We start from the raw sequence: 25,126 nt of genomic DNA, 5'->3' as shown, positions 1-25,126 counted from the left end.
CTCAACCTAGGCGGTGCCCGCCCGACGTTCCACGGGGTTTACCGCTGGTGCACCGTGCGGCCGCGGACCACGGTGCGCAGGCAGGTCGGCAGCGGGTGGCCCGGGGTGAGGTCGGGCAGCCCGGGGGTGCCGGAGCGCGGGTCGGTGGACCAGCCCGCCACCCGGGAGTCGGGGGCCTGGACGACCAGCTCGCCGGCCGCCCAGATCGCGTAGCTGGCGACGGCGCCGGGGACGAGCACGCCGTCCTGGTCGCGGCCGATCGCGCGCCAGCCGCCGCGGGTGTGGGCGGTGAAGGCCGCGCGGACCGAGATCCGGTGCTCCGGGGTCCGGTGGAAGGCGGCCGCGCGGACGGTGCCCCAGGGGTCGAGCGGGGTGACCGGGGCGTCCGAGCCGAAGGCCAGCGGGACACCGGCCCGCAGCAGCGCGGCGAAGGGGTTGAGGGCGGCCGCCCGCTCGGCGCCCAGGCGCTGCACGTACATGCCCTCCGGGCCGCCCCAGGCGGCGTCGAAGGCGGGCTGGACGGAGGCGGTCAGGCCGAGTTCGGCGAAGGCGGCGACGGCCTTGTCGTCCAGGGCCTCGGCGTGCTCGACGCGGTGGCGCAGGGCCTTGACCCGGGCGGCGCCGACCCGGGCACCGGCCTCCCGGACGCCGTCGAGGACCGCCGTGATCGCCGCGTCGCCGATGGCGTGGAACCCGGCCTGGATCCCGGCCTCGGTGCAGGCGGCGACGTGGTCGGCGACCTGCTCGGCGGTCAGGTAGGCGGTGCCGGTGTGCTCCGCGTCGTCATACGGGGCGTGCAGGCAGGCGGTGTGCGAGCCGAGCGCGCCGTCCACGAAGAGGTCGCCTCCGGCGCCCACCGCACCGAGCCTGCGAGCGGTCTCGACACCGCCCAACTCGCCCCAGTAGCCGAAGACTTCGGGCCCCTCGCCCTCGGCGGCCAGGGCCAGCAGGGCGGCCAGGTCGGCCTCCGAGGAGATCTCCGGGCCGGCGCACTCGTGCAGGGCGCCGATGCCGAGTTCGGCGGCGCGGGCCAGGGTGGCGCGCTGGGCCCGGCGGCGCTGCTCGGGGGTGAGGCGGGCCAGCGCGGTCTGCCGCACGGCGTGGTGGGCGTTCTTGGTGAGCGGGCCCTCGGGGTCGAACCCGGGCGCCTCGGCCAGGCCCTCGGTGAGGGTGCGCAGCGCGGTGGTGGCGAGCGCGGAGTGCACGTCGGTGCGGGAGAGGTAGAGCGCGGCGCCACGGGCGGCGGCGTCGAGTTCGGCGAGCGTGGGCGGGCGGCCCTCGGGCCAGCCGGTCTCGTCCCAGCCGTGGCCGATCAGCACCCCGCCGGGCTCGGGCCGGGCGTCGACGAAGGCGGTGACGGCGGCCAGGGCGGCGGCCAGCGAGGGGCTGCCGGTGAGGTCGAGGCCGGTGAGCGCCAGGCCGGTGGCGGTGGCGTGCACGTGGGCGTCCACGAAGGCGGGGGTGACCAGGGCGCCGTCCAGCTCGACGATCTCGTCGACGGTCGCGGCGTACGCCTCGGCGGCGCCGTCGCTGCCGACCCAGGCGACGTGCCCGCCTTCCACGAGCATCGCGGTGGCGAAGGGGTCGGCGGGGCTGTAGACGGCGCCGCCGCGCAGCAGGACGGTCCGGGAGGTGCGTTCGGTCATGCCGCCAAGTCTGCACCCCGCCGGTTCGCGGTCAGAGCTTCGGGGGGCGTGCCTCGTACGGGGTGGACAGGACGACGGTGGTGCGGGTGGAGACACCGGCGGCGCTGCGGATGCGCGCGAGCAGGTCCTCCAGGTCGCCGGGGGCGCCGACGCGGACCTTGAGGATGTAGTTCTCGTCGCCGGCGACGCTGTGGCAGGCCTCGATCTCGGGCAGGCCGGCCAGCCGCTCGGGGGTGTCGTCCGGGGCGCTCGGGTCGAAGGGTTTGACCGAGATGAACGCGGTCAGCGCCAGGTCGACGGAGTCGGGGTCGATGATCGCGGTGTAGCCGCGGATCACCCCGCGCTGTTCGAGGCGGCGCACCCGCTGGTGCACCGCCGAGGTGGACAGGCCGGTGGCCTTGCCCAGGTCCGTGTAGCTCATCCGGCCGTCTTCGAGGAGCAGCTGGACGATGCGTTGGTCGAGATCCTCCACAGTGCGCAAACCTACCCGGTCGGGAGCACGGGGGGCGCACGCGGTGGCACAGGACGGGTTCGCAGGTGCCGGGCGGGCACATGCCGGGCGAATGTGGCATCCGGTGTGGCCAAGGACACACCCGGTGCATCACGGTGCACGGGACCGCAGGATTATGAGTCCGGATCACAGGGAAGTGCTGGTTGTGGCCCTGGACGACCACGCCGGGCCCGATCCTAGGGGGATCCTCATGCCTGCTACCGACCAGCGTGTGCTGGGCTCCGACGAGACCGACGATATGGCCGACCGCGAGGACCTCGCGGTCGGCCACCTGCCGGGCACCGACCCCGGCGAGGCGGAGACCTGGGACATCTTCCGGGTCGACTGCCCCGAGTGCCGCCGCCCGATCGCCCTGGTGGCGGACGAGGAGCGGCTGCCGCAACACGCGCTGCTGCCGACCGCCTGGAACCCCTTCTCCCCCGCGATCTGCCCGGGTTCGGGCACGCCGACGGACGACCTGGTCGAGGTCGAGGCCCAGGAGGACGCCGAACCGGCCGGCTTCGACGCGCTGTTCAAGCTTCCGAGCGGGCTGGACTGGCGCACCCAGCCGTTCTCGCACGCCGTCGCGCACTGCCCGGTACGGCTCGCCGCGGTCCCCGAGGCCGCCCCGGTGGCGCCCGCCGTCCCGGCCGTCGCGGCGCTGCGGGCCGCCATCCCGGAGCAGCGCCGCCGTCGTCCGGCGCTGACCGGCCGCACCGCCAAGGCGAGCTGACGCTCCGCCGGGAACGCCTCCGGCCGCCACTCCGCACCCTGGAGTGACGGCCGGAGGCCGTACGGGGGGATCGGGGCGGTCCGGCGGCTCCCCCGCCGGACGGCCCCCGGGCGTCAGCCCTTGGTGAGGTGGCGGCCGATCACCAGGCGCTGGATCTGGTTGGTGCCCTCGACGATCTGCAGCACCTTGGCCTCGCGCATGTAGCGCTCGGCCGGGAAGTCCTGGGTGTAGCCGTAGCCGCCGAGCACCTGGACGGCGTCGGTGGTCACCCGCATCACCGCGTCGGTGCAGAACAGTTTCGCCATCGCCGCCTCCTTGGAGAACGGCCGGCCGGCGTCCCGCAGCCGGGCGGCGGACAGGTAGAGCGAACGCCCGGCCTCGATCTGGGTGGCCATGTCGGCGAGCATGAAGGACAGGCCCTGGAACTCGGCGATCGGGCGGCCGAACTGGCGCCGGGTGCGGGCGTAGTCGACCGCGAGGTCGAGCGCGGCCTGGGCCACGCCTATCGCGCAGGCGGCGATGCCGAGGCGGCCGGAGTCCAGCGCGGCGAGCGCGATCTGGAAGCCCTGCCCCTCCTCGCCGATCAGCCGCTCGCGCGGGACGCGCGCGCCGTCGAAGTGCAGCTGCGCGGTCGGCGAGGAGCGCATGCCCATCTTGTGCTCCGGCGGGGCCGCGGACAGGCCCTGCTGGGTGCCGGGGACCAGCAGGCAGCTGATGCCCTTGGGTCCGTCGACGCCGGTGCGCACCAGGGCGCTGTAGAAGTCGGCCTGGCCGCCGTGGGTGATCCAGGCCTTGGTGCCGTTCACCACGTACGCCTCGCCGTCGAGGTCGGCGCGGGTGCGCAGCGCGGCCGCGTCCGAGCCGGACTGCGGCTCGGAGAGGCAGTAGGCGCCGAGCTGCTCGCCGGAGAGCATGGCGGGCAGCCACGCGTCGCGCTGCTCGTCGGTGCCGAAGGTGGCCAGCGCGTGGCAGGAGAGGGTGTGCACGCTGACGCCGAGGCCGATGGCCAGCCAGCCGGCCGCGAGCTCCTCCAGCACCTGCAGGTACACCTCGTAGGGCTGTTCGCCGCCGCCGTACTTCTCGTCGTACGGGAGGGAGAGCAGGCCGGCCTCGCCGAGGGTGCGGAAGACGTCGCGCGGGAAGCGGTCGGCGGCCTCGTCCTCCGCCGCACGCGGCTGGAGCTCGCGCTGGACCAGGTCACGGGTGAGGCTCAGCAGCTCGCGGGCCTCCTCGCTCGGCAGCTGGCGCTCCACGGCTTTCACAGGGGAGGGGGTCATGGCGGTGGTCGCCTCCTCGATCGGGCGCCGGACCGAGGTGTCGGCTGACCCGGCGGGGTGCGGCTTGTCGGACCGACCGGCACCGGGTTGCGGTGAACGGCCGTTCACAGTCGTGGCGAAGGCGAGTATGCCCGAAACCCGCGCTGCCGTCACGACCTGCACAGATGAACTGTCCGCAGTGGCGGGCTACGGCACCGTAGGGTTGACGTTGTGGCTGCATCCGAACCCTTCCCGCCCCCGCTCCGGCCCGCTCCGGACGACCTGCCGGCCGCGCTCGCGGCGGAGCTGCGCGCACTGCCGCCCTCCTGCGGGCCGGTGCGGCTGGTCGCGGTGGACGGGCACGCGGGGTCCGGCAAGACCACCTTCGCCGGCCGGCTGGCGGCGGCGCTCGGCGGGGCCCCGGTGGTCCACCTCGACGACCTGGCCACCCACCGCGAGCCGTTCGGGTGGACCGGACGGCTGCGCGGGCAGGTGCTGGAGCCGCTGGCGGCCGGGCGGGACGCCGAGTACCGGGTGTACGACTGGACGCTGCGCCGCTTCGCCGGCACGGCCGCGGTGCCGGCCGCCCCGGTGGTGCTGGTCGAGGGGGTCGGCGCGGGCCGGCGGGCGGTGCGGCCGTGGCTGGCCCGGGTGATCTGGATGGAGCTGGACGCCGCTTCGGCCCGGCGGCGCGGGGAGGAGCGGGACGGTCCGGAACTGGCCGAGTTCTGGGCGGGCTGGGCCCGGGCCGAATCGGCGCATTTCGCCGCCGATCCGAGCCGTCCGTACGCCGCGACGCGGGTCGACGGGGTGACCGGCCGGATCGCCCCGGGCACCGTCGGTGAAACTTCAACCATCGCCTTGACCTGCGACATCGCCAGGATCTAGGTTCTCCTCAGCCGCCGGAACGAAAGCTTCCGGTTGCCTCGGACCCGGCGCCCCCGGCTTGTTCCCCCGTGAGCCGGGGACGCCGTCCGGTCCCCTTCCGAAACTCGCTCCCCGGCAGCCCGTTTCTTCGCCCGGCCGCTCAACGGCCGCTCGCGCGATCGCATTTGACCCCGTTCGGCACCCTTCCGGATCAGCGCCGCGCCGGTACGATTCCTGGCAGGCGCAGATGCGCCGCAAGGGGGTCGACGACCACCGGCCAGGCTAGGCGCAGGCAACCCGCCGGCCGAGCCCCGGGCCGCACCGCGGGGGGCGTGAGTGACGACGGTGGACAGTTCCGACAGCACGGCGGGCGGGCCCGACCGGCTCGCCGACCGCGCCTGGCTGCGCGCCATGGACGCCTACACGGCCGGTGCGTACACCCGGGCCGAGGAGGAGTTCCGGGCCGCCGTCCGACTGGACCCGGGCATGGCCGACGCCTGGCTCGGACTGCACGCGCTGCGCAGCGACACCTCGGCCGCGCTGCTGGCCATGTACCGCCACCAGAAACGGTTCGGCGAACAGCGGCGGCTGCACCGACGGCCGCTCAGTTCCTGGTACTGGCTGGGCTGGTGGGTGCAGCCGGTACTGGAGGACGCCCGCGACCTCGCGCTGGCGCACGCCTCGCACTGGCTGGACGGCCGCCACCTGGCCGAGCTGGACCGGGCGCTGGAACAGTGCCCGGCGCCCGGCGAGGACCCCTGCGCCCGCTTCCTGTACGCCTGCCGGTCCTACCTGCTCAAGGATTGGGAGCAACTGATCAGGGACACCGACCGCCTGCTGGACGACCCGCTGCTCGGCATCGAGGCCGGACTGTTCGCCGGCATGGCGCGGGTGCGCCTCGACATGTGCGCCCAGGCGCAGGCGCCGCTGGCCGTCTCGCTGGCCCGCTGCCGCTCCGAACAGCCCCAGCGCAAAGAGCTGCGGTACTGGCTGGCCCGGGCGTACGAGGGCGCCGGACGCAGCGCCGCGGCGCTGCCGCTCTACCGGGCGGTGCACCGGGCGGACCCGGCGTTCATGGACACCGCGACCCGGCTGACGGCCATCGCGGCCGACGACGCGCTCGCGGACGGACTCACGGACGGATTCGCGGACGGACTCGCGGACGGACTGCCGGCCGGCGGGCGCCGGGGAGCGGCCGACGCCGCCCTACCGGGTGCTCCCGGCTTCGACGCCGAGTACCCGGACGAGGCCGGTTACGCGGGATTACCCGGGTACGGCGAGGAGTTCGGGGACGCGGGCGGGCCGAGCGGGCCGACCGTCTCCGGCGACGGGGTGTCGACCGGCGCCCTGTCCGGCGGCTTCCCGTCGGGCGGCGGGCCCTCGGTGGACGCCGGGCTGGTGGACGCCGGGCTGGTGGACGTGCCCCCGGCGGACGGCGCCCTGACCGCCGGCGGCGCCCTGCTGGACGGCGGTGCGGCCGACGGCGCCGCGCAGGCCGCCGGGGAACGCTCCGGCTCCGGCGCCCCGCCGGCCTCCGCCGCACCCCCGCCGCTGCCCGCCCTCGGCCGGGCGCAGCCCCGGACCGCCGCCGTGCCCGAGCCCCGGTCCGCCGGCGACGAGCGGGAGCTGGACGCGGCCCTGGCCGAACTCTCGCTGATGGTCGGCCTGGAGCCGGTCAAGCGCCAGGTGCGGGCGCTGTCCGCGCAGTTGAGAATGTCCCGGCTGCGGGCCGAGCAGGGCCTGCCCGTCCAGCCGCCGAAGCGCCACTTCGTCTTCTCCGGCCCCTCGGGCACCGGGAAGACCACCGTGGCCCGCATCCTCGGCCGGGTCTTCCACGCCCTCGGCCTGCTCTCAGGGGACCACCTGGTGGAGGCCCAACGCGCCGACCTGGTGGGCGAGTTCCTCGGCCAGACCGCCGTGAAGGCGAACGAGCTGATCGACTCCGCGCTGGACGGCGTGCTCTTCATCGACGAGGCGTACAGCCTCTCCAACTCCGGCTACACCAAGGGCGACGCGTACGGCGACGAGGCGCTCCAGGTACTGCTCAAGCGTGCCGAGGACAACCGCGACCGGCTGGTGGTGATCCTGGCCGGCTACCCCGAGGGCATGAACCGGCTGCTCGCCACCAACCCCGGCCTCAACTCCCGTTTCACCACCCGGGTCGACTTCCCCAGCTACCGCCCCAGCGAACTGACCGCGATCGGCGCCTCGCTGGCCGGCCGGGACGGCGACGGCTGGGACGAGGACGCCGCCGAGGAGCTGGCCAGCATCTGCACCCACGTGGTCCGCGAGGGCTGGATCGACGAGCTGGGCAACGGCCGGTTCATCCGCACCCTGTACGAGAAGTCCTGCGCCTACCGGGACCTGCGGCTGTCGCTGCTGCGCGAGCCGCCGGGCCGGGAGGACCTGGCCACCCTGCGGCTGCCGGACCTGGTCCAGGCGTACGGGGAGCTGATCGACGGCCGGAGCTGACCGGCGGGCGACGGCCGGAGCCGACCGGCGGGCGGAAGCCGGCACCCGCCCGCCCGGGGACCGGCCCGCCCACCCGTTCAGCCGTTGAGGAGCGCCGCCTCCCGCTCCCGGTCCAGCCCCACCGTGACCCGGTCGGACCGCCGCGGCGCACTGCCGCCGATCGACCGCAGCCAGGCCCAGGTGTCCGCCACGGTCTCGGCGACCGGGCGGCAGCGCAGCCCCGCGCCGAGCGCGCGCTCGACAGAGCCGGTGTGCAGGAAGTCGTACAGCTCGCCGGGCGCCAGCCAGATCGGCAGCTCGGTCCACGGCTCGACGCCCGCCGCGAGGATCCGCTCCGGGTCCGTCCAGCACAGCTCGGCGTCCGAGCCGGTGGCCCGTACGCAGGCCTCCAGCAGCTCGCCCATGGTGGCGTGGCCGGACGGGCCGACCAGGTTGTACGGGCCGGCGAGGCGGGCCGCCGCGGCGTCCAGGGTCCAGGCCGCGAGGTCGCGGACGTCGATGTACTGCAGGGCCAGCCCGCGCGGCCCCGGGGCGAGCACCGGGCCGCCCTCGGCGATCCGGTTGAGCCACCACGGCAGCCGGCCGATGTTCTCGTGCGGGCCGAGGATCAGCCCGGCCCGGGCCAGCAGCGCCCGCCCGCCGAACTCCGCCTCCAGCGCCAGTTCGGCGCCGCGCTTGGCCTCGGCGTAGGGCACCTCGCCGGTGAGGTCCGGGGAGGAGGCGACCACCGGCGCGGCCTCGCCGGCCCCGGCCCGCAGCGGGTAGCCGTACACCGACCGGCTGGAGACGTACACGTAGTGGCCGACCCGGCCGTTCAGCAGGCGGGCGCTGTCGCGCACCGCCGCGGGGGCCCAGGACCAGGTGTCCACCACGGCGTCCCACTCCCCGGTGCCGAGCGCCGCGAGGCCGCCCTCGGCGGTGCGGTCGCCCAGCAGTGTCCGGACGCCTTCGGGCGCCGGCCGCGTGCCGCGGTTGAGGGCCGTCACCTCCCATCCCCTGGCCAGCGCCTCTTCGGCGACGACCCGTCCGACGAACTCGGTTCCACCCAGCAGGAGAAGTCTCATGCCGACCACCCTGCTCCCAGGGTGGCCGGCATGGAACGGCTGCATGCTCTGGGCGAAATCGCCGGGAGCGAACACGCCGTCAGCGGGGCCCGGACCTGCCGGGCCGGCGTCAGGCCGTGGCGCGGTGGTCCGGGTCGTGCACCTCGCCGACCAGCTCCTCCAGCACGTCCTCCAGCATGACCACGCCGAGCGTGCGCCCGTCCTGGTCCAGCACGGCGGCCAGGTGGCAGGTGGCCCGGCGCATCGCGCCGAGGGCGTCGTCCAGCGGGAGGCTGCCGCGCAGCACCGTGATCGGCCGCCACAGGCGGGCCGGGACGGGCGCCGAGGCGTCCTCCACGTCGAGGACGTCCTTGAGGTGGATGTAGCCGAGGTAGCCGTGGCCGGCCGGGTCGCCGTCGGTGACCGGGAAGCGCGAGAAGCCGGTGCGCAGCGCCAGCTCCTCGACCTCGGCGGCGGTCGCCTTGGTGTCCACGGTGACCAGCTGCTCGGGCTTGAGCAGCACCTCGGTGACCGGGCGGTGGCCCAGCTCCAGCGCGTCCTCCAGGCGCTCCTGGCGGCCCTCGTCGAGCAGCCCGGCGTCCCGGGAGTCCGCCAGCAGGTACATCAGCTGCTCGGTGGTGAAGACCGACTCGACCTCGTCCTTGGCGTCCACCCGGAACAGCTTGAGGATGCCGTTGGCGAGGGCGTTCAGCACCCGGATCACCGGGGCGAGCCAGCGGGCCAGCCGGTCCAGCGGCGGGCCGAGCCAGAGCGCGGCCCGCTCCGGGCCGGCCATGGCCATGTTCTTCGGCACCATCTCGCCCATCACCATGTGCAGGAAGACCACCACGGCGAGCGAGATCCCGTACGAGAGCGGGTGCATCAGCGTGGACGGGACGCCGATCGCGTGGAACGGGCCCTCCAGCAGGGAGGCGATGGTCGGCTCGGCGAGGGCGCCGAGGCCCAGCGAGCAGACGGTGATGCCGAGCTGGGCGGCGGCCAGCATCGCGGAGACGTTGGACAGCGCGTGCAGCACGGTGCGGGCGCGCTTGTGCCCGGCCTCGGCGAGCGGTTCGATCTGGCTGCGGCGCACCGACACCACGGCGAACTCGGCGCCGACGAAGAAGGCGTTGCCGAGCAGGAGCAGCAGCGCGACGGCCAGTTGCAGGGCGGTCATCGGCCCTCCTCCCGGTCCTCGTCGAACTGCGCGGGCGCGGTGGTGCGCTCCACCCGGACCTCGGTGGTGCGGTGGCGGTCGACACCGGTGACGGTGAAGCGCCAGCCGGGCAGCTCGGCCTGCTCGCCCACCTCGGGGAGCTTGCCGAGCAGGTCGGAGACCAGACCGGCCAGGGTCTCGTACGGGCCGTCCGGGGCGTTCAGGCCGATCCGCTCCAGCTGGTCGATCCGGGCGCGGCCGTCGGCCTCCCAGACCGGCAGGCCGTTGACCGGCGGCAGCGGGAGCAGCTCGGGGTGGTCGTCCGGGTCGTGCTCGTCCTGCACCTCGCCGACGATCTCCTCGACGATGTCCTCGACGGTGACGACGCCGGCGGTGCCGCCGTACTCGTCGACCACGATGGCCATCGGCTGGAGGCGGCGCAGCTGGTCGAGCAGCCGCTCGGCGGGCAGCGTCTCGGGCACCAGCAGCGGCGGCGAGGCCAGCTCGCCGACCCGCACCAGGCCGCGCCGGGCGGCCGGGACGGCCAGGGCGTCCTTGAGCGTGACGGTGCCGGTGACCTCGTCCAGGCTGTCGGTGTAGACCGGGAAGCGGGACAGGCCGGTGGCCCGGGTCAGGTTGATGACGTCGGAGGCGGTGGCGTCGCGCTGGAGCGCGGCCACGTCGACGCGCGGGGTCATCACGGACTCCGCGGTCAGCTCGCGCAGGCCCAGGGTCCGGACGAACAGGGTCGCCGACTCCTCGTCTATGGCGCCGGCCCTGGCCGAGTGGCGGGCCAGCGAGACCAGCTCGTCCGGGGTGCGGGCGTGCGCCAGCTCCTCCTGCGGCTCGATGCCGAAGGCCCGGACGGTGCGGTCGGCGGCGCCGTTCAGGAAGCTGATCAGCGGGCGGCAGGCGAAGGAGAAGGCCATGTGCGGGGCGGCGACCGCGCGGGCCACCTGGAGCGGGCGGGAGATCGCCCAGTTCTTCGGCACCAGCTCGCCGATCACCATCTGCACGACGGTGGCCAGCACCATGCCGACGATCACGGAGACGCCGCGGGCGGCCGAGTCGGGCACGCCGATGGCGGACATCACGGGTGCGAGCAGGGTGGACAGCGCCGGCTCGGCGAGCATGCCGACCACCAGCGAGGTGACGGTGATGCCGAGCTGGGCACCGGAGAGTTCGAACGAGAGGTGCCGCAGGGCCCCGGCGACACGGCGGGACTTGGCGTCGCCCGCCTCGGCGGACCGGTCGACCTCCCCGCGCTCCACGGTCACGAAGGCGAACTCGGCGGCCACGAAGAGGCCGTTGGCGAGGATCAGGAGAACGGCCGCGAGCAACAGCAGCCAAGCGGTGATCACAGTGCCGCCTGCCTTCCGGGGTCGGGAAGCGAGGCGGCGCAGGTACTACCGGACGGATCGTCCATCGAGGGGGAGTGTCACTCCTCTGGTCGGGTTCGGGCACTCGATTTCGGGCAGGGCGAAGTTTGCCCTACTTTTACCAGCGTAGACCATACCCGGATGGGGGTAAGGAGCCTGTTCGGCCCGCCGGGAACGGAGAACCCCTGGTGGGGGCGGGTCCGGAATCAGACCCGGGCGTGCTGCTCGACCAGGTCGCGCAGCGCACGGGCGTCCGCGATCGCCCGGTCCTTGCCGACGCCGGACTGGATGCCGACCGCGGCGAGCGAGGTGCCGTCGGCGAGGTCGAGGGTGGCCCACGGGTCGCCCTGGCGGAAGTTGACCCGGACGATCTCGGCCCAGGCGAGCCGGCGGCGGCGGACGAAGTTGACCACCGTCACGCCCTCCGCGTCGGCGCTCACCCGGGGGCGGGCCAGCATCAGGCCGACGCCGGCGAACAGGACGCCGCTGGCCATCATCATGATCCGGTCGTTGAGCTGCCAGTTCTCCGGGAGCAGCACGGCCATCGCGGAGAACAGCGCCACCAGCAGCACGCAGACCGGCAGCAGCACGGCGCGGGTGCGGCGCGGCGCCCAGGTGACGGGGAACTGGACGGGCGGCGTGGACACGTGGGGTCTCCGGGGTGGTTCTGGTTGCGGCAGCACGAGGGGCGGGGACGCGGTCGGCGTCCCCGCCCCATTGAACCGTTCTTTACCCGCGGGCCGACGGGCAGGTCACCCGGACGCGCGGTTCGAGGGCGGCGGGCCCCCGGGTCAGAGGCGGCAGGCGTGGATGTTGGTGACCAGGATGGCCCGGGCGCCGATGCCCCACAGGTCGTCCATGATCTGCTGGGCCTCCTTGCGGAGCACCATCGAACGCACCGCGACCCAGCCCTCGGTGTGCAGCGGGGAGACGGTCGGCGACTCCAGGCCCGGGGTGAGCGCGACGGCGGAGCCGACGTTCTCGGCGCGGATGTCGTAGTCCATCAGCACGTAGCGGCGGGCCACCAGCACACCCTGGAGGCGGCGCAGGAACTGCTCCACCCGCGTGTCCTCGCCCGCGCCCTTGGGCCGGATCACCACGGCGTCGGAGATCAGGATCGGCTCGCCGAACACCTCCAGGCCGGCGTTGCGCAGGCTGGTGCCGGTCTCCACCACGTCGGCGATCACGTCGGCGACGCCCAGCTGCACCGCGGTCTCGACCGCGCCGTCCAGCTTGGTGACCGTCGCCTTCACGCCGTGGTCGGCGAGGTGCTGCTCGACCAGGCCGGTGTAGGAGGTGGCGATCCGCAGGCCCTCCAGGCCCTTGACGTCCTCGACGTCCACGCCCTCGGGGCGGGCGAAGCGGAAGGTCGACCCGGAGAAGCCGAGGGCGAGCACCTCCTCCGCGTTGGAGTGCGAGTCCAGCAGCAGGTCGCGGCCGGTGATGCCGACGTCGAGGCGGCCGGAGCCGACGTAGACGGCGATGTCCCGCGGGCGGAGGAAGAAGAACTCCACCTCGTTGTTCGGGTCGACGAGGACGAGCTCCTTGGGGTCCTTCCGCTGGCGGTAGCCGGCCTCATGGAGCATCTCCGCCGCGGGACCCGAGAGAGAACCCTTGTTGGGGACGGCGATGCGCAGCATGGGAGGTTGCTTCCTTACCTGTTGGGAGGATGGGTGTGCTCTGGGGAGCGGGGTGTCTAGAGGTACTTGTAGACGTCGTCGAGCGTCAGTCCGCGGGCGATCATCATCACCTGAACGTGGTAGAGGAGCTGCGAGACCTCCTCCGCCGTCTGCTCGTCCGACTGGAACTCGGCGGCCATCCAGACCTCGGCGGCCTCCTCGACGACCTTCTTGCCGATCGCATGGACGCCCTGCTGGACGAGCTGCGCGGTACGGGAGGACGAGGGGTCGCCGGTGGCGGCCTTCTGCTGGAGCTCGGCGAAGAGCTCCTCGAATGTCTTCGAAGCCATGATGGGGCCACCTTACGGCGTGCGGGCGGACGGACGGTAAACGGTCCCGGAGCGTGGACAGTCCAGTGGACGTCCGTGCTCCGGGACCGGGCGGTTCGTCGTCAGAGCGCCGCGCGCAGGACCGCGGCGGTGGCGACGGCGGCGGTGACGGCCTCGTGGCCCTTGTCCTCGGCGGAGCCGGGCAGGCCCGCGCGGTCGATCGCCTGCTCCTCGTTGTCGCAGGTCAGCACACCGAAGCCGACCGGGACGCCGGTGTCGACGCTGACCTGGGTGAGGCCGGCGGTGGCCGCCTGGCAGACGTAGTCGAAGTGCGGGGTGCCACCGCGGATCACCACGCCGAGGGCCACCACGGCGTCGTAGCCGCGCTCGGCGAGGCGCTTGGCGGCGACCGGCAGCTCGAAGGTGCCGGGCACCCGCAGCACGGTCGGCTCGGTGACGCCCAGCTCCTTGAGCGCGCGGTGGGCGCCGTCCAGGAGGCCGTTCATCACCGTGTCGTGCCACTGGGCGGCGACGACGGCGACCTTGAGGTCGGCGGCGCCGTCGATGGTCAGCTCGGGGGCTCCGTGGCCGCTCATGTCTCTTCGTCCGTTCTGTCTGTCGTGCGGGTGCGGGTGGCTGTCGTGCGGGTGGCTGTCGTGCGGGTGCGGGTGGTCAGGGCCCGGGGCCGGGGTCAGGAATCGAGGCCGGGCAGCTCGTGGCCCATCCGGTCGCGCTTGGTGCGCAGGTAGCGCAGGTTGTGCTCGCCGGGCGCGATCTCGACCGCTTCGCGCCCCTTGACCTTGAGCCCGTGCTCGGTGAGCGCGGTCAGCTTCTGCGGGTTGTTGGTGAGCAGGGTGAGCGAGCGGACGCCGAGGTCCACCAGCATCTGGGCCGCGATGCTGTAGTCCCGGGCGTCGGCGGGCAGGCCGAGGTCCAGGTTGGCGTCGACGGTGTCCCGCCCCCGCTCCTGCAGCTCGTACGCGCGCAGCTTGTGGGCCAGGCCGATCCCCCGCCCCTCGTGACCGCGCAGGTACAGCACCACGCCGCGCCCGGCCGCGGCGACCCGCTGCAGCGAGGCCTGCAGCTGCGGGCCGCAGTCGCAGCGCAGCGAGCCGAAGACGTCACCGGTCAGGCACTCGGAGTGGACCCGCACCAGGACGTCCTCGTCGTCCGGCAGCCGGCCCTGCGCGTCCAGACCGCCGGCCACCAGCGCGAGGTGCTCGACGCCGTCGATGGTGCCCCTGTAGCCGACGGCGGTGAACTCCCCGTACGCGGTGGGCAGGGCGGTGACGGCGGCCCGGTCGACGTGCAGCTCGGTACGGCGGCGGTAGGCGATCAGGTCCTCGATGGAGATGATCGCGAGGCCGTGCTCGCGGGCGAAGGCGACCAGCTCGGGCAGCCGGGCCATGCTGCCGTCGTCGTTGACCACCTCGGCGATCGCGCCGGCCGGCGGCAGCCCGGCCAGCCGGGCCAGGTCGACGGCGGCCTCGGTGTGCCCGGGGCGGACCAGCACGCCGCCCTCGACGGCGCGCAGCGGGAAGACGTGCCCGGGACGGGTGAGGTCGCCGGGCTGGGTGCCGGACGAGGAGAGCAGCCGTACGGTGCGGGCGCGGTCGGCGGCGGAGATGCCGGTGTCGACCCCCTCGCGGGCGTCCACCGAGACGGTGTACGCGGTGCCCTTGCGGTCCTCGTTGACCTGGGTCATCGGCGGGAGCTTGAGGCGGTCCAGCTCCTCGCCGGTCATCGGGGCGCAGATCACGCCGGAGCTGTAGCGAACGGTGAAAGCCATCAGCTCGGGGGTCGCGGCGGACGCGGCGAAGACGATGTCGCCCTCGTTCTCGCGGTCCTCGTCGTCGACCACGATCACGGCGCGGCCGAGGGCGATGTCGGCGATCGCCCGCTCGACCGGGTCGAGGACGAGTTCGGGCCCGGACCCGGTGGCGCCGTTGCTGGACTGGTTCTCGGTCATCTCGGTCATACCGTGGCTCCCTGCGGGACGGTGGCGGACTTGGCGCGCGGCTCACGGGTGCTCAGCCACCAGGAACGCAGGCCGAGCAGCACCAGGACGAAGTAGACGGAGTAGGTGAGGCCGGAGAAGGTGTAGCCGCTGTTGAAGGCGAACGGCACGCCGACCGCGTCGACCGCGATCCAGGCGAACCAGAACTCCACCCAGCCGCGGGCCTGGGCGACCATCGCGGCCAGCGTGCCGACGAAGATGTAGGCGTCCGACCAGGGGCTCCAGGACAGGCTGGGGAAGGACGTGAAGAGCAGGGCGAGCGCGACGGTGCCGGCCGCGGTGCCCGCCGCCAGCACGAGCCGCTCGGGCCAACTCGCGAACCGTACGGCGATCGTGCCGCTGTCGCGGCGGCCCCGCCGCCACTGCGCCCAGCCCCAGGCGGCGGTGGCGATCACGATCAGCTGCTTGCCGATCAGGCCGGGAACGTGGCCGCCGAAGTAGGCCGCGATCAGCACGGCGCCGGACAGCAGCTGGACCGGCCAGCTCCAGACCGAGCGGCGCCAGCCGAGCGCGAGCCCGCCGAGGCCGAGGATGTTGCCGAACATGTCGGCCCACTTGACGTGTTCGCCGAGGACGGTGAACGCCTCGCCGCTGAGCCAGCTCACTCGGACTCCCCCGGGGTTCCGTCGACCGGCCGGCCGGACGGGTTGGACAGATACGACAGCTCGGACGGGTCGGACAGGCCCGACGGGCCGGAGAGGTTCGGCAGGTTCGGGAGGGTGCGGGACTCCAGGAGCCGCTCGACGTACTTCGCCAGCACGTCCACCTCCAGGTTGACGCTCTCCCCGACGCCCTTGGCGCCGAGCGTGGTGAGCGCGAGGGTGGCCGGGATGAGGCTGACGGTGAAGCTGTCCTGCGCGGCCTCCACCACGGTGAGGCTGACGCCGTCGACCGTGATCGAGCCCTTCTCCACCAGGTAGCGGGAGATGGTCCCGGGCAGCGAGAACCGCAGCACCTCCCAGCGCAGGTCGCCCGCCGCGTCGCGCTCGCCGGGCTCGCGGCTCAACAGCCGCCCGGTGGCGTCGACATGGCCCTGGACGAGGTGACCGCCCAGCCGGTCGCCGAGCGCCATGGCGCGCTCCAGGTTGACCCGGGAGCCGGGCGCCAGTTCGCCGAGACTGGAGCGGTGCAGCGTCTCGGCCATCACGTCGGCGCTGAACTCACCGGTTCCGGCGGCCAGTTCCGCCGGGCCGTCGACGACGGTCAGGCACACGCCGTTGACCGCGATGGAGTCGCCGTGCCGGGCACCCGTACAGACCACCGGGCCGCGCAGGCGGATCCGCGAGGAGTCGCCGATCTCCTGGATCGACACGACCTCGCCGAGCTCTTCGATGATGCCGGTGAACACCCGGGTTCTCCTCGCGCTTGGGGCGCGGACTCCGGGGCGGCATGGGAGATGACACGGACGGGCACCGGCGTACGGACCCGGGACACCACCCGTCGCCGGGGATGCCGAGGCCGCCGGGAGATCGCTCGCCCGGCACGGGAGACACCGCTCCCGTCGTTCACCTGACCGGGGCCCGGAGGACGGTTCTCCGCCACTGGACCCACGGGTACTGCTCTTCGTCCGCCCGCGCACGCCTCCCATCCGGACTTTAACCGTCGGTCCAGGAATTTCACCTGGTCAACCGGCCGCTGGCTGCGGACGGGTCGCGGACTGTAACCGCCGGTTCGGATTTTCACCGACCCCGGAGTGCGCTGAACGTCACTGCTTGATGCCGTCATTGTGCCACGGTCGGCGCAACGGCAGGGAGGCCCCGTGCCTGTGGTCTGTTTCACGGGCGTGCGGGGAATGCGCGGCGGGGTGCCGTCCGCCGCTCGCGCGATCCGGTCCGCGGGCGCGGGCCCGGCGGTCTGGTGGCGCAGGCGGACGGCCGGGGCGAGGCTGGTAGTCGGGGCCCTGCCGATGACACATCGAAGCTACGGAGGCGAGGGCGATGGCGAAGTTCATGGACGTCCACCACGGGATGGCCGGAATCACGGCCGAGCAGCTCAAGCAGGCACACGCGGCCGACCTGGCGATCCAGGGCGAGGAGGGCGTCCACTTCCAGCAGGCCTGGGCGGACCCGGAATCGGGCACGGTGTACTGCCTCTCCGACGCACCGTCCAAGGAAGCCGTGCAGCGGGTCCACGACCGCTCCGGGCACCCGGCGGACGAGATCCATTCGGTGCCGCTGTCGGTGTGAGAGCCCGGCTCAGAGCGTGGCCGGTGCGGCAATCTGCAAGAAGTGGGTGACCTCCGGCGGGTGGGCGAGGTAGCTCAGCTCACCCTCCGACCAGACCGGCCGGATCCGCCACATCGGCCCCGCGTACCCGCGCAGGGCCTCCTCGTCGCGCCAGCGGCTCAGCACCAGCACCCGGTGCCGGTCCTCGGACACCGAGCGCAGCAGCTCACCGCCGAGGCAGCCGTCGGTCCGCCCGAGTTCCGGGATCACCTGGGCGGCCAGGTGCGCGCAGAACTCATCGAGTCGATCGGCGAGGACCTGCCCGGCCCAGATTCTGACGATCACGACCACCACCTCCGGCTGCCCGGCGGGCCTTGTCCCAGTGCTCCCTGGCCCCCATTATGAGCGTGGAACCGCTGGTGGGGAGGGGTGAGGGCGGAATTTCACGGAGGGCAGCGGCAGTGCGGGGGGCGGGGTGCGCCGAGCGGCCTCGGCTACATTCCCGGTATGACGACCACACCGGAATCTGCCGTTTCGTCAACCTCCGCGCCGGACCGGCCGGGCGGCCTGTTCGACGCCCTCCACGCGGGCGCGCTCAGCGATCCCGCCCAGCTGCGGGAGATCTACGAGCAGCCCGGCGACCAGGCCCGCCGCAAGCAGGTCGACCGCCTGCACGAGGTCGCCCAGCGCCTGATCGCCTGCTCCCCGCTGGTGTTCGTGGCCAGCACCGACGCCGCCGGACGCTGCGACGTCTCCCCGCGCGGCGGGCCGGCCGGGCTGGTCTCGGTGCTCGACCCGTACACCCTGGCCATTCCGGACGCCACCGGCAACAAGCGCCTGGACACCCTGCACAACATCCTGGAGACCGGCCGGGTCGGGCTGCTCTTCGTCGTCCCGGGCCGGGACGCCACGCTGCGGGTCAACGGGCGGGCCTGCGTCTCGACCGACCCGGAGCTGCTGCGGCAGCTGACCGCCGTCGGCAAGCCGCCGCGCAGCGCGATCGTGGTCGCCGTCGAGGAGGTGTACGGGCACTGCCCGAAGGCCTTCCTGCGCTCCTCGGCGTGGAAGCCGGAGAACTGGCTCGCCAAGGACGCGCAGCCGAGTTCGGCGGAGGTCACGCTCTCGCACCTGCGGGACGGGTCGCTGACCGTGGAGATGATCGAGCAGTACGAGCGGGAGGCGCTGCTGTACCGGTACGAGTGAGGTTCCGGGGCCGCGCGGACCCCGCTCCGTACGGACCCCGCTCCGCGCGGGACGCCCGGCGACCGGCCCCGGGGCGGACCGGTCGCCGGGCGGCGCGCGCTCAGGCCGCCCTGGGAAGGTCCTCCACGGCCGCGCCGTCGGCGGCCCGCCGGACCGCCTCGACGCCCTTGTGGGCGGCGTCCTTGCTGGCGTAGCCCTGGCCGGTGGCGACGATCTCGCCGTTGCCCGCCTTGAGCCGGAACCGGTACTTGCCGCCGGCGTCCTGATAGACCTCGAACGTGCCCGACATCCGGGCCACCTCCTCGCGGGGCCTCCTCGCGGAACGCTCGATGCGCCCGCCGTCCTGCCCCCGGCGCCACCGTGCGCCCGGCGCCGGGGCGCCCGCACCCGGGCGGGAGCCGGACGGGTGAAGCCGGATCCGCGGGGATTGGCGGGAGTGCCGGGACGGCCGCCGGTGGTTTGAATGGACGGATGGACTGCGTCTTCTGTGCGGTGGTGGCGGGCGAGGAGCCGGCGCACCGGGTGCTGGACGACGAGGCCGCGGTGGCCTTCCTGGACCGCCGGCCGCTGTTCCCCGGGCACGTACTGGTCGTGCCGCGCGCCCACCACCCGACCCTGGCCGACCTGCCGGCCGCGGAGGTGGGACCGTTCTTCCTGCGGGTGCAGCGGGTGGCGACGGCCGTCGAGCGCGGGCTGGGCGCGGCGGGCAGCTTCGTCGCGGCGAACAACCGGATCAGCCAGTCGGTGCCGCACCTGCACGTCCACGTGGTGCCGCGCAATCCGAAGGACGGGCTGCGCGGGTTCTTCTGGCCCCGGCGGCGCTATCCGGACGAGGCGGGGGCGGCGGAGGTCGCGGGCCGGCTGCGGGAGGCGCTGGAGGACTGAGCGGCGCGGCCGGTCGAGGACGTCGCCGGCGTGCGGGCCACTGCCGGGCGTACGTCTGCGGGAGCACCGGCGGGCGTACGTCTGCGGGAGCACCGGCGGGGGTCGATATCGTTTTCCGGGCGGACGATCCGGCCGGTGAGGGTGTCTAGGCTCGCGATCATGAACGAACTCGCCTGCCTCGTGCAGCAGACGGCCGACCGGCTCGCGGGCCGCCACGTCGGCGCGGTGGTCGCCGGGCTGGCCGGCGGTGACGTGGAGATCCGCGGCGCCGGGCGGACCGGTCCGGGTGGTGGCGTGCCCGGGCCCCGCACCCTGTTCGAGATAGGTTCCGTCACCAAGGTGTTCACCTCGCTCGTGCTCGCGCGGCTGGCCCTCGACGGTGCGGTCCGGCTGGACGACCCGCTCGCCGAGGTGCTCACCGGGCCCTCGGGCGGTCGTGCCGTCGTCCCGGCCAAGGGCCGGGAACCGATCACCCTGCGGCACCTCGCCACCCACACCTCGGGGCTCCCCCGACTGCCCCGGGGCATGGCGCTGCAGTCGCTGCTGTCCCCCAACATGCCCGATCCGTACGCCGGTTGCACCGCCGAGCGGGTGCTCGACGGGCTCGCGCGGACGCGACTGCGGTCCGCGCCCGGGCGTGGATTCCGCTACTCCAACCTCGGCGCGGGCCTGCTCGGCCTGGCCCTCGCGCAGCGGTCCGGCCTCGGGTACCAGGAGTTGGTGGCGCGCGAGGTCGGTGCGCCGCTGGGCCTGGCGGACACCGGTGTGCGGCCGGACGGGGAACGGTCCGCGCGCCTGGCGCACGGTCACACGCCGGGCGGCCGGCCGGTGCCGCCCTGGACCTTCGCGGCCGTGCCCGGCATGGGCGGGCTCCGCTCGACCGCCGCCGACCTGACGGTGTTCCTGCGGGCCCAACTGGCCGCCGCGCGCGAGCCGGACGCCCCGCTGTCGCCGGCGATCGCCCTCACCCGGGAGACCCGCCACCGGGTCAACCCGTTCGCCTGGACGCACCTGGGCTGGCTCGGGCACCGGCTGCGCGCCCAGCAGGGCGGGCACCTCCAGATCTGGCACAACGGGGGCACGGGCGGCTTCCGCTCCTTCGTCGCCTTCGACCCGGAGAAGCAGGTGGGCGTGGTGGTGCTGGTCAACACCCGCCGGTCGGCCGATCCGGCGGGGACGGCGCTGCTGCGCGGGCTGCAGAACGGGTTCGCGACGGCGGGGTGAGGGCGGGCCCGCCCTGTTCGCACCCCCGCCGGTGGGCGGCCCCGGCCGGGGCGCGATGATGGCGGGGCCGATTCGGGCCAAAAGGTGCCGATTGGCACTGTCGCCAGCGGCGACGAGCGGTTGATGCTGGGATCCGGCGGTCGCGGTTCCGACGGGGGATTCCGCCGAGTGAGAGGGGGTCGCCATGGCGGTGACGTGGTCGCCGACGCGCGTGCGGTCGGCCGGCGCTTCCGGTTCGGCCGGTGCGACCGGCGCTTCCCGCACCACCACCGGGACGAGCGGTGGTGCCGGTCGGCTCGGCCCGGTGGTGCGGGTGCACCGGAGGTGCCGGCCGCTGTCCTGGCCGGCGCGGGTGTGGCTGCACTCCTGCGGGGTGGTCGTCTCCGTGGCGGTCTGCGTGGCACTCGGCGGGTGGTGGCCCTCGCCCGTGCTGGCCGCCGCCGCGGTGGTGGCGGTGAGCGGGTACGAGCGGCTGCGCCCCGCGCCCGGGCTGCGCTCCGTCCGGGTCCACGAGGGCGGGCTGGTGCTGGTCCCGGCCGAGGGCGGGGAGAGGTCGCTGCCCTGGGGCGCCGTGGAGGCCACCGAGTACTCCCCGGGCGGGCCGCGCGGGGTGCCCGAGCACGGGCGAATATGGCCGGCGGGCGCGGACGAGCCGCTGGAGCTGGCGCACCTGCGCGGCCTGGGCGCGTTGTTCCGGGAGTTGGAGGAGCGCCTCTCCCCCGGGCTCCGGGCCGCGCTGCACGAGACGCTGCGCACCGAGGGGAGCGTGCGCTTCGTCCGGGGGCGGCTGACGGTGACGGCCGGCGGGCTGGTGCACCGGCCACCGCACCCGCTCGCCGCGACGGAGGCCCACCGGTGGGCCGAGGTGCGCTCGGCCCGGGCGTCCGGTCTCGGCGAGTTGGAGATCCGGACCCACTCGGCCGGTCTCCCGCTGGCCCTCGCGGTGCCCAACGCCCGTGCGGCCGCGGACTTCCTGGAGGACCTCCGGGCGGCCGCCGCCGGTTGACCCCCGTCGGTTGACCGCCGTCGGGCGGGCACCCGCCCGCCCTGCCGACGCCCACCCCTAAGGGGCGCCGGCAGCCCTTCCCGGAAGGGATCAGTACGCCGCTGAGCGGACGTCAGTTCCCTTGCCCGCGACCTACCGTCGCTGGCATGAGCCGACTCCGTACGACCGCCGCCGCGGCGGCCCTGCTGCTCGCACTTCCGCTGTCCGTCGCCGCCGCCGCGCCGGCCCTGGCCGCGCCGCCCGTCAACTCCGGCACCGCAGCCGCCGACACTGCCGTCTTCACTGCCGCCGGCCCGGCCGACCGGGCCGCCGCCCGGATCGAACTCCCCCGCCCGACCGGGCCGTACGCGGTCGGGCAGGAGGTCCTGCACCTGGTGGACCGGAACCGTCCGGACCCGTGGGTGCCCGCCTCCGGTCCGCGTCAGCTGATGGTCTCGATGTACTACCCCGCGCAGGCCGGGACGGGCACCCCCGCCCCGTACATGACGCCCGCGGCCGCCCGGGCACTGCTGGACGGAAAGGTCGCGGGCAACACCATTCCGACCGAGGCGGTGTCCGGAACCCGGACGTGGTCGGAGTCCGGGGCGCGCCCGCAGGGCGGCCACTACCCGCTGGTGGTCCTGTCGCCCGGCTTCACCATGCCGCGCGCCACGCTCAGCGGCCTCGCCGAGGACCTGACCAGCCACGGCTACGTCGTCGCGGTGATCGACCACACCTACGAGAACACCGGGACCACCTTCCCCGACGGGCGGACGCTCCCCTGCGCGGCGTGCGGCACGGTCGTCGGCGACGAAGCCGCGGCACGCCTGGAGGCGGGCCGGGCGAAGGACGTCTCCTTCGTCATCGACCGGCTGACCGACCGCCCGCACCCGGCCTGGCGCTACGCCCGGCTGATCGACCGCGACCGGATCGGCATGGCCGGGCACTCCGCCGGTGGCGCCTCCACCGTCCCCGCCCTGCTCACCGACGACCGGATCCGGGCCGGGGTGAACATGGACGGCACCATGCACGACCTGGTGCCCGAGTCCGGCCTCGGCGGCAAGCCGTTCATGATGATCGGCCACCCGCTGTCCGACGGCACCGAGGACCCGTCCTGGGTCACGAGCTGGGCCCGGCTGGACGGCTGGAAGCGCCTGCTGACCGTCGACGGCTCCGACCACGGCAGCTTCACCGACCTCCCGGTCTTCATCGAGGGACTCGGCCTCCCCAAGGGCCCGTACACCACCCTCGGGAGCGGGCGCGCCCTCGCGCTCACCCGGCAGTACGTCGGGGCCTTCTTCGACCTCCAGCTGAAGGGCGTCCCGCAACCGCTGCTCGACGGGCCGAGCGCCGCCAACCCGGAGGTGCGCTTCACCCCCTGAGGGCTGTCCCCGGTCGCCGCTCCCGGGTGACAGCGGTCCCGGGCGGGGCCGTCGGCACGACGCCGGCGGCCCCGTCGGCGTGCGGCCCCGTCGGCGTGCGGGCCGGCGGTCAGCCGGCCGGGGGCGCCGCCGAGGCGATCGGTTCGAGCAGCGGGTGGGGGCGGACCAGGGCGCGGGAAACCGGGTCCTCCCGGTGGGAGCCGGCGCGGGCGGGGTTGGGGCGCATGACGACCGCGGTCGGCGGGACGGGCCCGCCGCCGCAGGCGGGACAGACGCCGACCAGGTCGAGGTCGGTGCCGCAGTCGGCGTGCGCGAAGAGGTGGTACGAGCCGCCGTCGGTGGCGTGCCGGCCACCCCAGCGGCTCAGCTGGTAGAGCGGGCCCCAGAGTTCGAGGCCGGTCCCGGTGAGCAGGTAGCCGTGGCGCAGCGGCGCCCGCTGGTACGGCTCCTTGCGCAGCACCCCGGCCGCGACCAGGGCGTTGAGGCGCGAGGTGAGGACGGCGCGCGGGATGCCGAGGTGGGCGAGGAAGTCGTTGAAACGCTGCACCCCGTAGAACGCGTCGCGCACGATCAGCAGGCTCCAGCGCTCGCCGACCACCTCCAGGGCGCGGGCCAGTGCGCACTCCTGCAGTTCGTAGTCGGTTCCCAGGGCCATGGGCGTCAGCCTAGTCCACCCCCCTTGAGGGTTCAATGAACAGACTGACGGTGGTAGCGTGCCGCCCGAGATGAAGGTTCATTCACCAGACCAAAGGGTCCGGCCCCCGGAGGGAACGCCCATGTCCCCCGCACCACCTGGCTCCTCACCCGCCTCACCCACCGCCCCGGGCCCGCGCCTCCGGCCCGCCGCCACGCTGGCGACCACCGCGGCGGCGACCGCCCTGACCACCGTCGCGTACACCGCCCCCACCGCCTCGCTCGCCGCCACCGCCCAGGCCGCCCACCTGGGCGCCGCCGGCCGCACCTGGATCCTCACCGGCACCCTGGTCGGCATCTCCGCACTGCTGCTCACCGCCGGAAGCGCCGCCGACGACCACGGCCGCAAGCGGGTCTTCACCTTCGGCGTGCTGCTGTTCACGGCCGCCGAGGCGCTGGCCGCACTCGCCCCCGGCGGCGCCGTCTACCTGGCCTCCCGGGTGCTCCTCGGTGTCGCCTCGGCGGCCGTCCTGGCACCCGCGCTCGGCCTGATCGGCCACGCCCACCCGCCCGGGCCCGACCGGATCCGGGCACTCGGCGTCTGGGGCGCGGCGGTCGGCCTCGGCATCGCGGTCGGGCCGGTGTACGGCGCGCTGGTCCAGCAGTGGGCCGGGTGGCGCGCGGTCGGCGGCGGCATCGCGGCGGGCTCGGCCGTGGTGGCCGGCTTCGCCGTCGCCGTCCTCACCGAGTCGCGGGCCGAGCGGCCGCGAGCGCTCGACCCGTACGGGGTGCTCACCCTCGCCGCCGGCACCTCCTGCCTGATCGCCGGGCTGGCCGAGGGCCGCGACGGCTGGGGGCGGCCCACCGCGGTGGCACTGCTGACCGGCGGGGTGCTGCTGCTGGCGGCGTTCGCGGTGGTCGAGGCGAGGGCCCGGGAGCCGATGCTGGACCTCGCCCTGTTCCGCGAGCCCGGCTTCGTCGCGGCCACCGGCGGGGCGCTGTTCACCGGGCTGTCGCTGGTCGGCTTCATGAGCTACCTGCCCACCCTGCTCCAGGGCGTGCTCGGCCTGTCCGGTCCGGCCGCGGCCGGCGTGCTGGCCCTCTGGTCGGGCCTGTCGGTGGTCTCCGCACTCCAGGCCCGCCGCCTGGCCGCCCGGCTGTCCGCCACCACCCAGGTCTCCCTCGGCCTGCTGGTCTGCGGCGCGGGCGAGCTGGGACTGTACGGGCTCGCGCCCGGCTCGTCCTGGCTGCGGCTGGTGCCGGGGCTCGCGGTCGCGGGCGTCGGCAGCGGGGTGCTCAACGCGGCCCTGGCCCGGCTGGCGATCGGCAGCGTCCCGGCGCACCGGGCGGCGATGGGCTCCGGCGCCAACAACACCTCCCGCTACCTGGGTTCGGCCCTCGGCGTGGCGGTCACGGTCGCCGTCGCCGGATCCGCCCGGCCCGGCTCGCCCGGCCCCGGGGCGGCGGCCCGCGCCCTGGCGGCGGGCGCCGACCGGGCCGTCCTGGTCGCGGCCGCGCTCTGCCTGGTCGGCGCGCTGATCGCCCTCGCCGCCCGCGCCGCCGAAGCCCGCTCGGGCGCGGAGACGGACGCCGCACGGCCGGCCCGCCGGCCCACGGCCCTGCGGTGACGCACCGGACGTCG

Annotated in this window: 26 protein-coding genes and 1 riboswitch; of the genes, 10 read left to right on the top strand and 16 right to left on the bottom strand. The window is 74.6% G+C overall.

The window, feature by feature from the left end; genetic code table 11:
- Positions 1–38: 38 nt before the first annotated feature.
- Both ACZ6EM_RS17260 and ACZ6EM_RS17255 read right to left on the bottom strand, forming a co-directional pair.
- A complete protein-coding gene (locus tag ACZ6EM_RS17260) occupies positions 39–1,646 on the bottom strand; it encodes an amidohydrolase (RefSeq protein ID WP_401043296.1) in 1,608 nt (535 codons plus the stop codon).
- Between the two features lie 31 nt (positions 1,647–1,677).
- Entirely contained in the window at positions 1,678–2,118 is a 441-nt protein-coding gene (locus ACZ6EM_RS17255) for an Lrp/AsnC family transcriptional regulator (protein ID WP_030243361.1), read from the bottom strand.
- A 229-nt stretch (positions 2,119–2,347) separates the two neighbouring features.
- On the opposite strand from ACZ6EM_RS17255, the gene ACZ6EM_RS17250 reads away from it, so the two are divergent.
- Positions 2,348–2,869: a hypothetical protein gene (locus ACZ6EM_RS17250; RefSeq protein WP_401043293.1), complete on the top strand. Its 522-nt coding sequence runs from the start codon at positions 2,348–2,350 to the stop codon at positions 2,867–2,869.
- 113 nt (positions 2,870–2,982) lie between these two features.
- Here the strand turns inward: ACZ6EM_RS17250 and ACZ6EM_RS17245 are convergent, their stop codons facing one another.
- Entirely contained in the window at positions 2,983–4,146 is a 1,164-nt protein-coding gene (locus ACZ6EM_RS17245) for an acyl-CoA dehydrogenase family protein (protein WP_452179713.1), read from the bottom strand.
- Between the two features lie 210 nt (positions 4,147–4,356).
- Between ACZ6EM_RS17245 and ACZ6EM_RS17240 the strand changes: the two genes are divergently transcribed.
- Complete coding sequence (locus tag ACZ6EM_RS17240) at positions 4,357–5,013, top strand: uridine kinase family protein (RefSeq protein ID WP_380630899.1); 657 nt, start codon at positions 4,357–4,359, stop codon at positions 5,011–5,013.
- Between the two features lie 390 nt (positions 5,014–5,403).
- On the top strand, positions 5,404–7,464 hold the full coding sequence (locus ACZ6EM_RS17235; protein WP_452191580.1) for an AAA family ATPase: 2,061 nt from the start codon (positions 5,404–5,406) through the stop codon (positions 7,462–7,464).
- A 77-nt stretch (positions 7,465–7,541) separates the two neighbouring features.
- Here the strand turns inward: ACZ6EM_RS17235 and ACZ6EM_RS17230 are convergent, their stop codons facing one another.
- The 10 genes from ACZ6EM_RS17230 to ACZ6EM_RS17185 form a co-directional block, all read right to left on the bottom strand.
- Positions 7,542–8,528: an NAD-dependent epimerase/dehydratase family protein gene (locus ACZ6EM_RS17230; protein ID WP_465772676.1), complete on the bottom strand. Its 987-nt coding sequence runs from the start codon at positions 8,526–8,528 to the stop codon at positions 7,542–7,544.
- Between the two features lie 109 nt (positions 8,529–8,637).
- Positions 8,638–9,684 carry a hemolysin family protein gene (locus tag ACZ6EM_RS17225; RefSeq protein ID WP_380543968.1) on the bottom strand — a complete coding sequence of 349 codons (1,047 nt, stop codon included), beginning with the start codon at positions 9,682–9,684 and terminating at the stop codon, positions 8,638–8,640.
- A complete protein-coding gene (locus ACZ6EM_RS17220; protein ID WP_401043282.1) occupies positions 9,681–11,024 on the bottom strand; it encodes a hemolysin family protein in 1,344 nt (447 codons plus the stop codon). Before ACZ6EM_RS17220 ends, ACZ6EM_RS17225 begins: the two co-directional genes overlap by 4 nt.
- A 224-nt stretch (positions 11,025–11,248) precedes the next feature.
- Positions 11,249–11,689, bottom strand: coding sequence for a PH domain-containing protein (locus ACZ6EM_RS17215; protein WP_359898675.1), 441 nt, complete (start codon positions 11,687–11,689; stop codon positions 11,249–11,251).
- Positions 11,690–11,833: 144 nt separating this feature from the next.
- Entirely contained in the window at positions 11,834–12,682 is an 849-nt protein-coding gene (gene hisG / locus ACZ6EM_RS17210) for an ATP phosphoribosyltransferase (RefSeq protein ID WP_380543962.1), read from the bottom strand.
- Between the two features lie 56 nt (positions 12,683–12,738).
- Entirely contained in the window at positions 12,739–13,011 is a 273-nt protein-coding gene (locus ACZ6EM_RS17205) for a phosphoribosyl-ATP diphosphatase (protein ID WP_280685086.1), read from the bottom strand.
- A 101-nt stretch (positions 13,012–13,112) separates the two neighbouring features.
- The gene (gene ribH / locus ACZ6EM_RS17200) at positions 13,113–13,586 is read right to left on the bottom strand and encodes a 6,7-dimethyl-8-ribityllumazine synthase (protein ID WP_452180828.1); all 474 of its coding nucleotides are present in this window, start codon (positions 13,584–13,586) and stop codon (positions 13,113–13,115) included.
- Between the two features lie 95 nt (positions 13,587–13,681).
- A complete protein-coding gene (locus ACZ6EM_RS17195; protein ID WP_401050841.1) occupies positions 13,682–14,959 on the bottom strand; it encodes a bifunctional 3,4-dihydroxy-2-butanone-4-phosphate synthase/GTP cyclohydrolase II in 1,278 nt (425 codons plus the stop codon).
- Positions 14,960–14,964: 5 nt separating this feature from the next.
- Positions 14,965–15,552, bottom strand: coding sequence for a nicotinamide mononucleotide transporter family protein (locus ACZ6EM_RS17190; protein WP_401050842.1), 588 nt, complete (start codon positions 15,550–15,552; stop codon positions 14,965–14,967).
- Positions 15,553–15,608: 56 nt separating this feature from the next.
- The gene (locus ACZ6EM_RS17185; protein ID WP_401050834.1) at positions 15,609–16,355 is read right to left on the bottom strand and encodes a riboflavin synthase; all 747 of its coding nucleotides are present in this window, start codon (positions 16,353–16,355) and stop codon (positions 15,609–15,611) included.
- A gap of 224 nt (positions 16,356–16,579) precedes the next feature.
- Positions 16,580–16,707, bottom strand: a riboswitch (FMN riboswitch).
- A gap of 237 nt (positions 16,708–16,944) precedes the next feature.
- Here ACZ6EM_RS17185 and ACZ6EM_RS17180 point away from each other — a divergent pair.
- Positions 16,945–17,193, top strand: coding sequence for an SCO4226 family nickel-binding protein (locus ACZ6EM_RS17180; RefSeq protein WP_380543954.1), 249 nt, complete (start codon positions 16,945–16,947; stop codon positions 17,191–17,193).
- Between the two features lie 9 nt (positions 17,194–17,202).
- Here ACZ6EM_RS17180 and ACZ6EM_RS17175 read toward each other — a convergent pair whose 3' ends face one another.
- Positions 17,203–17,517 carry an antibiotic biosynthesis monooxygenase family protein gene (locus tag ACZ6EM_RS17175; RefSeq protein ID WP_401050838.1) on the bottom strand — a complete coding sequence of 105 codons (315 nt, stop codon included), beginning with the start codon at positions 17,515–17,517 and terminating at the stop codon, positions 17,203–17,205.
- A gap of 162 nt (positions 17,518–17,679) precedes the next feature.
- Between ACZ6EM_RS17175 and ACZ6EM_RS17170 the strand changes: the two genes are divergently transcribed.
- Positions 17,680–18,375 (top strand): MSMEG_1061 family FMN-dependent PPOX-type flavoprotein, encoded by a 696-nt coding sequence (locus ACZ6EM_RS17170; RefSeq protein ID WP_401055401.1) that lies wholly within the window; start codon positions 17,680–17,682, stop codon positions 18,373–18,375.
- Positions 18,376–18,475: 100 nt separating this feature from the next.
- On the opposite strand, the gene ACZ6EM_RS17165 is transcribed toward ACZ6EM_RS17170, so the two are convergent.
- Positions 18,476–18,664 (bottom strand): YegP family protein, encoded by a 189-nt coding sequence (locus tag ACZ6EM_RS17165; protein WP_401055399.1) that lies wholly within the window; start codon positions 18,662–18,664, stop codon positions 18,476–18,478.
- A gap of 182 nt (positions 18,665–18,846) precedes the next feature.
- Between ACZ6EM_RS17165 and ACZ6EM_RS17160 the strand changes: the two genes are divergently transcribed.
- The 4 genes from ACZ6EM_RS17160 (at position 18,847) to ACZ6EM_RS17145 (ending at position 22,851) form a co-directional block, all read left to right on the top strand.
- On the top strand, positions 18,847–19,260 hold the full coding sequence (locus ACZ6EM_RS17160; RefSeq protein WP_401055398.1) for an HIT family protein: 414 nt from the start codon (positions 18,847–18,849) through the stop codon (positions 19,258–19,260).
- 159 nt (positions 19,261–19,419) lie between these two features.
- The gene (locus ACZ6EM_RS17155; protein WP_465772675.1) at positions 19,420–20,484 is read left to right on the top strand and encodes a serine hydrolase domain-containing protein; all 1,065 of its coding nucleotides are present in this window, start codon (positions 19,420–19,422) and stop codon (positions 20,482–20,484) included.
- A 184-nt stretch (positions 20,485–20,668) separates the two neighbouring features.
- A complete protein-coding gene (locus tag ACZ6EM_RS17150) occupies positions 20,669–21,490 on the top strand; it encodes a hypothetical protein (protein ID WP_465772674.1) in 822 nt (273 codons plus the stop codon).
- Positions 21,491–21,636: 146 nt separating this feature from the next.
- Entirely contained in the window at positions 21,637–22,851 is a 1,215-nt protein-coding gene (locus tag ACZ6EM_RS17145; protein WP_465772673.1) for an alpha/beta hydrolase family protein, read from the top strand.
- A gap of 109 nt (positions 22,852–22,960) precedes the next feature.
- Here the strand turns inward: ACZ6EM_RS17145 and ACZ6EM_RS17140 are convergent, their stop codons facing one another.
- Positions 22,961–23,506 carry a winged helix-turn-helix transcriptional regulator gene (locus tag ACZ6EM_RS17140; RefSeq protein WP_465772672.1) on the bottom strand — a complete coding sequence of 182 codons (546 nt, stop codon included), beginning with the start codon at positions 23,504–23,506 and terminating at the stop codon, positions 22,961–22,963.
- Positions 23,507–23,627: 121 nt separating this feature from the next.
- Between ACZ6EM_RS17140 and ACZ6EM_RS17135 the strand changes: the two genes are divergently transcribed.
- Complete coding sequence (locus ACZ6EM_RS17135) at positions 23,628–25,112, top strand: MFS transporter (RefSeq protein WP_465772671.1); 1,485 nt, start codon at positions 23,628–23,630, stop codon at positions 25,110–25,112.
- Positions 25,113–25,126 lie beyond the last annotated feature (14 nt).

Source organism: Kitasatospora sp. NPDC041917 (assembly GCF_055589745.1).
Note: the sequence above shows the minus strand (reverse complement) of the source record. Positions and strands in the feature narration are given on the sequence as shown.

Bases quoted from the DNA above. Each gene is read 5' to 3' on its own strand.
- ACZ6EM_RS17190 (WP_401050842.1), bottom strand. From the start codon at position 15,552: ATGTTCGGCAACATCCTCGGCCTCGGCGGGCTCGCGCTCGGCTGGCGC.
- ACZ6EM_RS17165 (WP_401055399.1), bottom strand. From the start codon at position 18,664: ATGTCGGGCACGTTCGAGGTCTATCAGGACGCCGGCGGCAAGTACCGG.
- ACZ6EM_RS17225 (WP_380543968.1), bottom strand. From the start codon at position 9,684: ATGACCGCCCTGCAACTGGCCGTCGCGCTGCTGCTCCTGCTCGGCAAC.
- ACZ6EM_RS17160 (WP_401055398.1), top strand. From the start codon at position 18,847: ATGGACTGCGTCTTCTGTGCGGTGGTGGCGGGCGAGGAGCCGGCGCAC.
- ACZ6EM_RS17140 (WP_465772672.1), bottom strand. From the start codon at position 23,506: ATGGCCCTGGGAACCGACTACGAACTGCAGGAGTGCGCACTGGCCCGC.
- ACZ6EM_RS17230 (WP_465772676.1), bottom strand. From the start codon at position 8,528: ATGAGACTTCTCCTGCTGGGTGGAACCGAGTTCGTCGGACGGGTCGTC.
- ACZ6EM_RS17180 (WP_380543954.1), top strand. From the start codon at position 16,945: ATGGCGAAGTTCATGGACGTCCACCACGGGATGGCCGGAATCACGGCC.
- ACZ6EM_RS17205 (WP_280685086.1), bottom strand. From the start codon at position 13,011: ATGGCTTCGAAGACATTCGAGGAGCTCTTCGCCGAGCTCCAGCAGAAG.
- ACZ6EM_RS17245 (WP_452179713.1), bottom strand. From the start codon at position 4,146: ATGACCCCCTCCCCTGTGAAAGCCGTGGAGCGCCAGCTGCCGAGCGAG.
- ACZ6EM_RS17250 (WP_401043293.1), top strand. From the start codon at position 2,348: ATGCCTGCTACCGACCAGCGTGTGCTGGGCTCCGACGAGACCGACGAT.
- hisG (WP_380543962.1), bottom strand. From the start codon at position 12,682: ATGCTGCGCATCGCCGTCCCCAACAAGGGTTCTCTCTCGGGTCCCGCG.
- ACZ6EM_RS17150 (WP_465772674.1), top strand. From the start codon at position 20,669: ATGGCGGTGACGTGGTCGCCGACGCGCGTGCGGTCGGCCGGCGCTTCC.
- ACZ6EM_RS17195 (WP_401050841.1), bottom strand. From the start codon at position 14,959: ATGACCGAGAACCAGTCCAGCAACGGCGCCACCGGGTCCGGGCCCGAA.
- ACZ6EM_RS17145 (WP_465772673.1), top strand. From the start codon at position 21,637: ATGAGCCGACTCCGTACGACCGCCGCCGCGGCGGCCCTGCTGCTCGCA.
- ACZ6EM_RS17170 (WP_401055401.1), top strand. From the start codon at position 17,680: ATGACGACCACACCGGAATCTGCCGTTTCGTCAACCTCCGCGCCGGAC.
- ACZ6EM_RS17260 (WP_401043296.1), bottom strand. From the start codon at position 1,646: ATGACCGAACGCACCTCCCGGACCGTCCTGCTGCGCGGCGGCGCCGTC.
- ACZ6EM_RS17235 (WP_452191580.1), top strand. From the start codon at position 5,404: ATGGACGCCTACACGGCCGGTGCGTACACCCGGGCCGAGGAGGAGTTC.
- ACZ6EM_RS17155 (WP_465772675.1), top strand. From the start codon at position 19,420: ATGAACGAACTCGCCTGCCTCGTGCAGCAGACGGCCGACCGGCTCGCG.
- ribH (WP_452180828.1), bottom strand. From the start codon at position 13,586: ATGAGCGGCCACGGAGCCCCCGAGCTGACCATCGACGGCGCCGCCGAC.
- ACZ6EM_RS17135 (WP_465772671.1), top strand. From the start codon at position 23,628: ATGTCCCCCGCACCACCTGGCTCCTCACCCGCCTCACCCACCGCCCCG.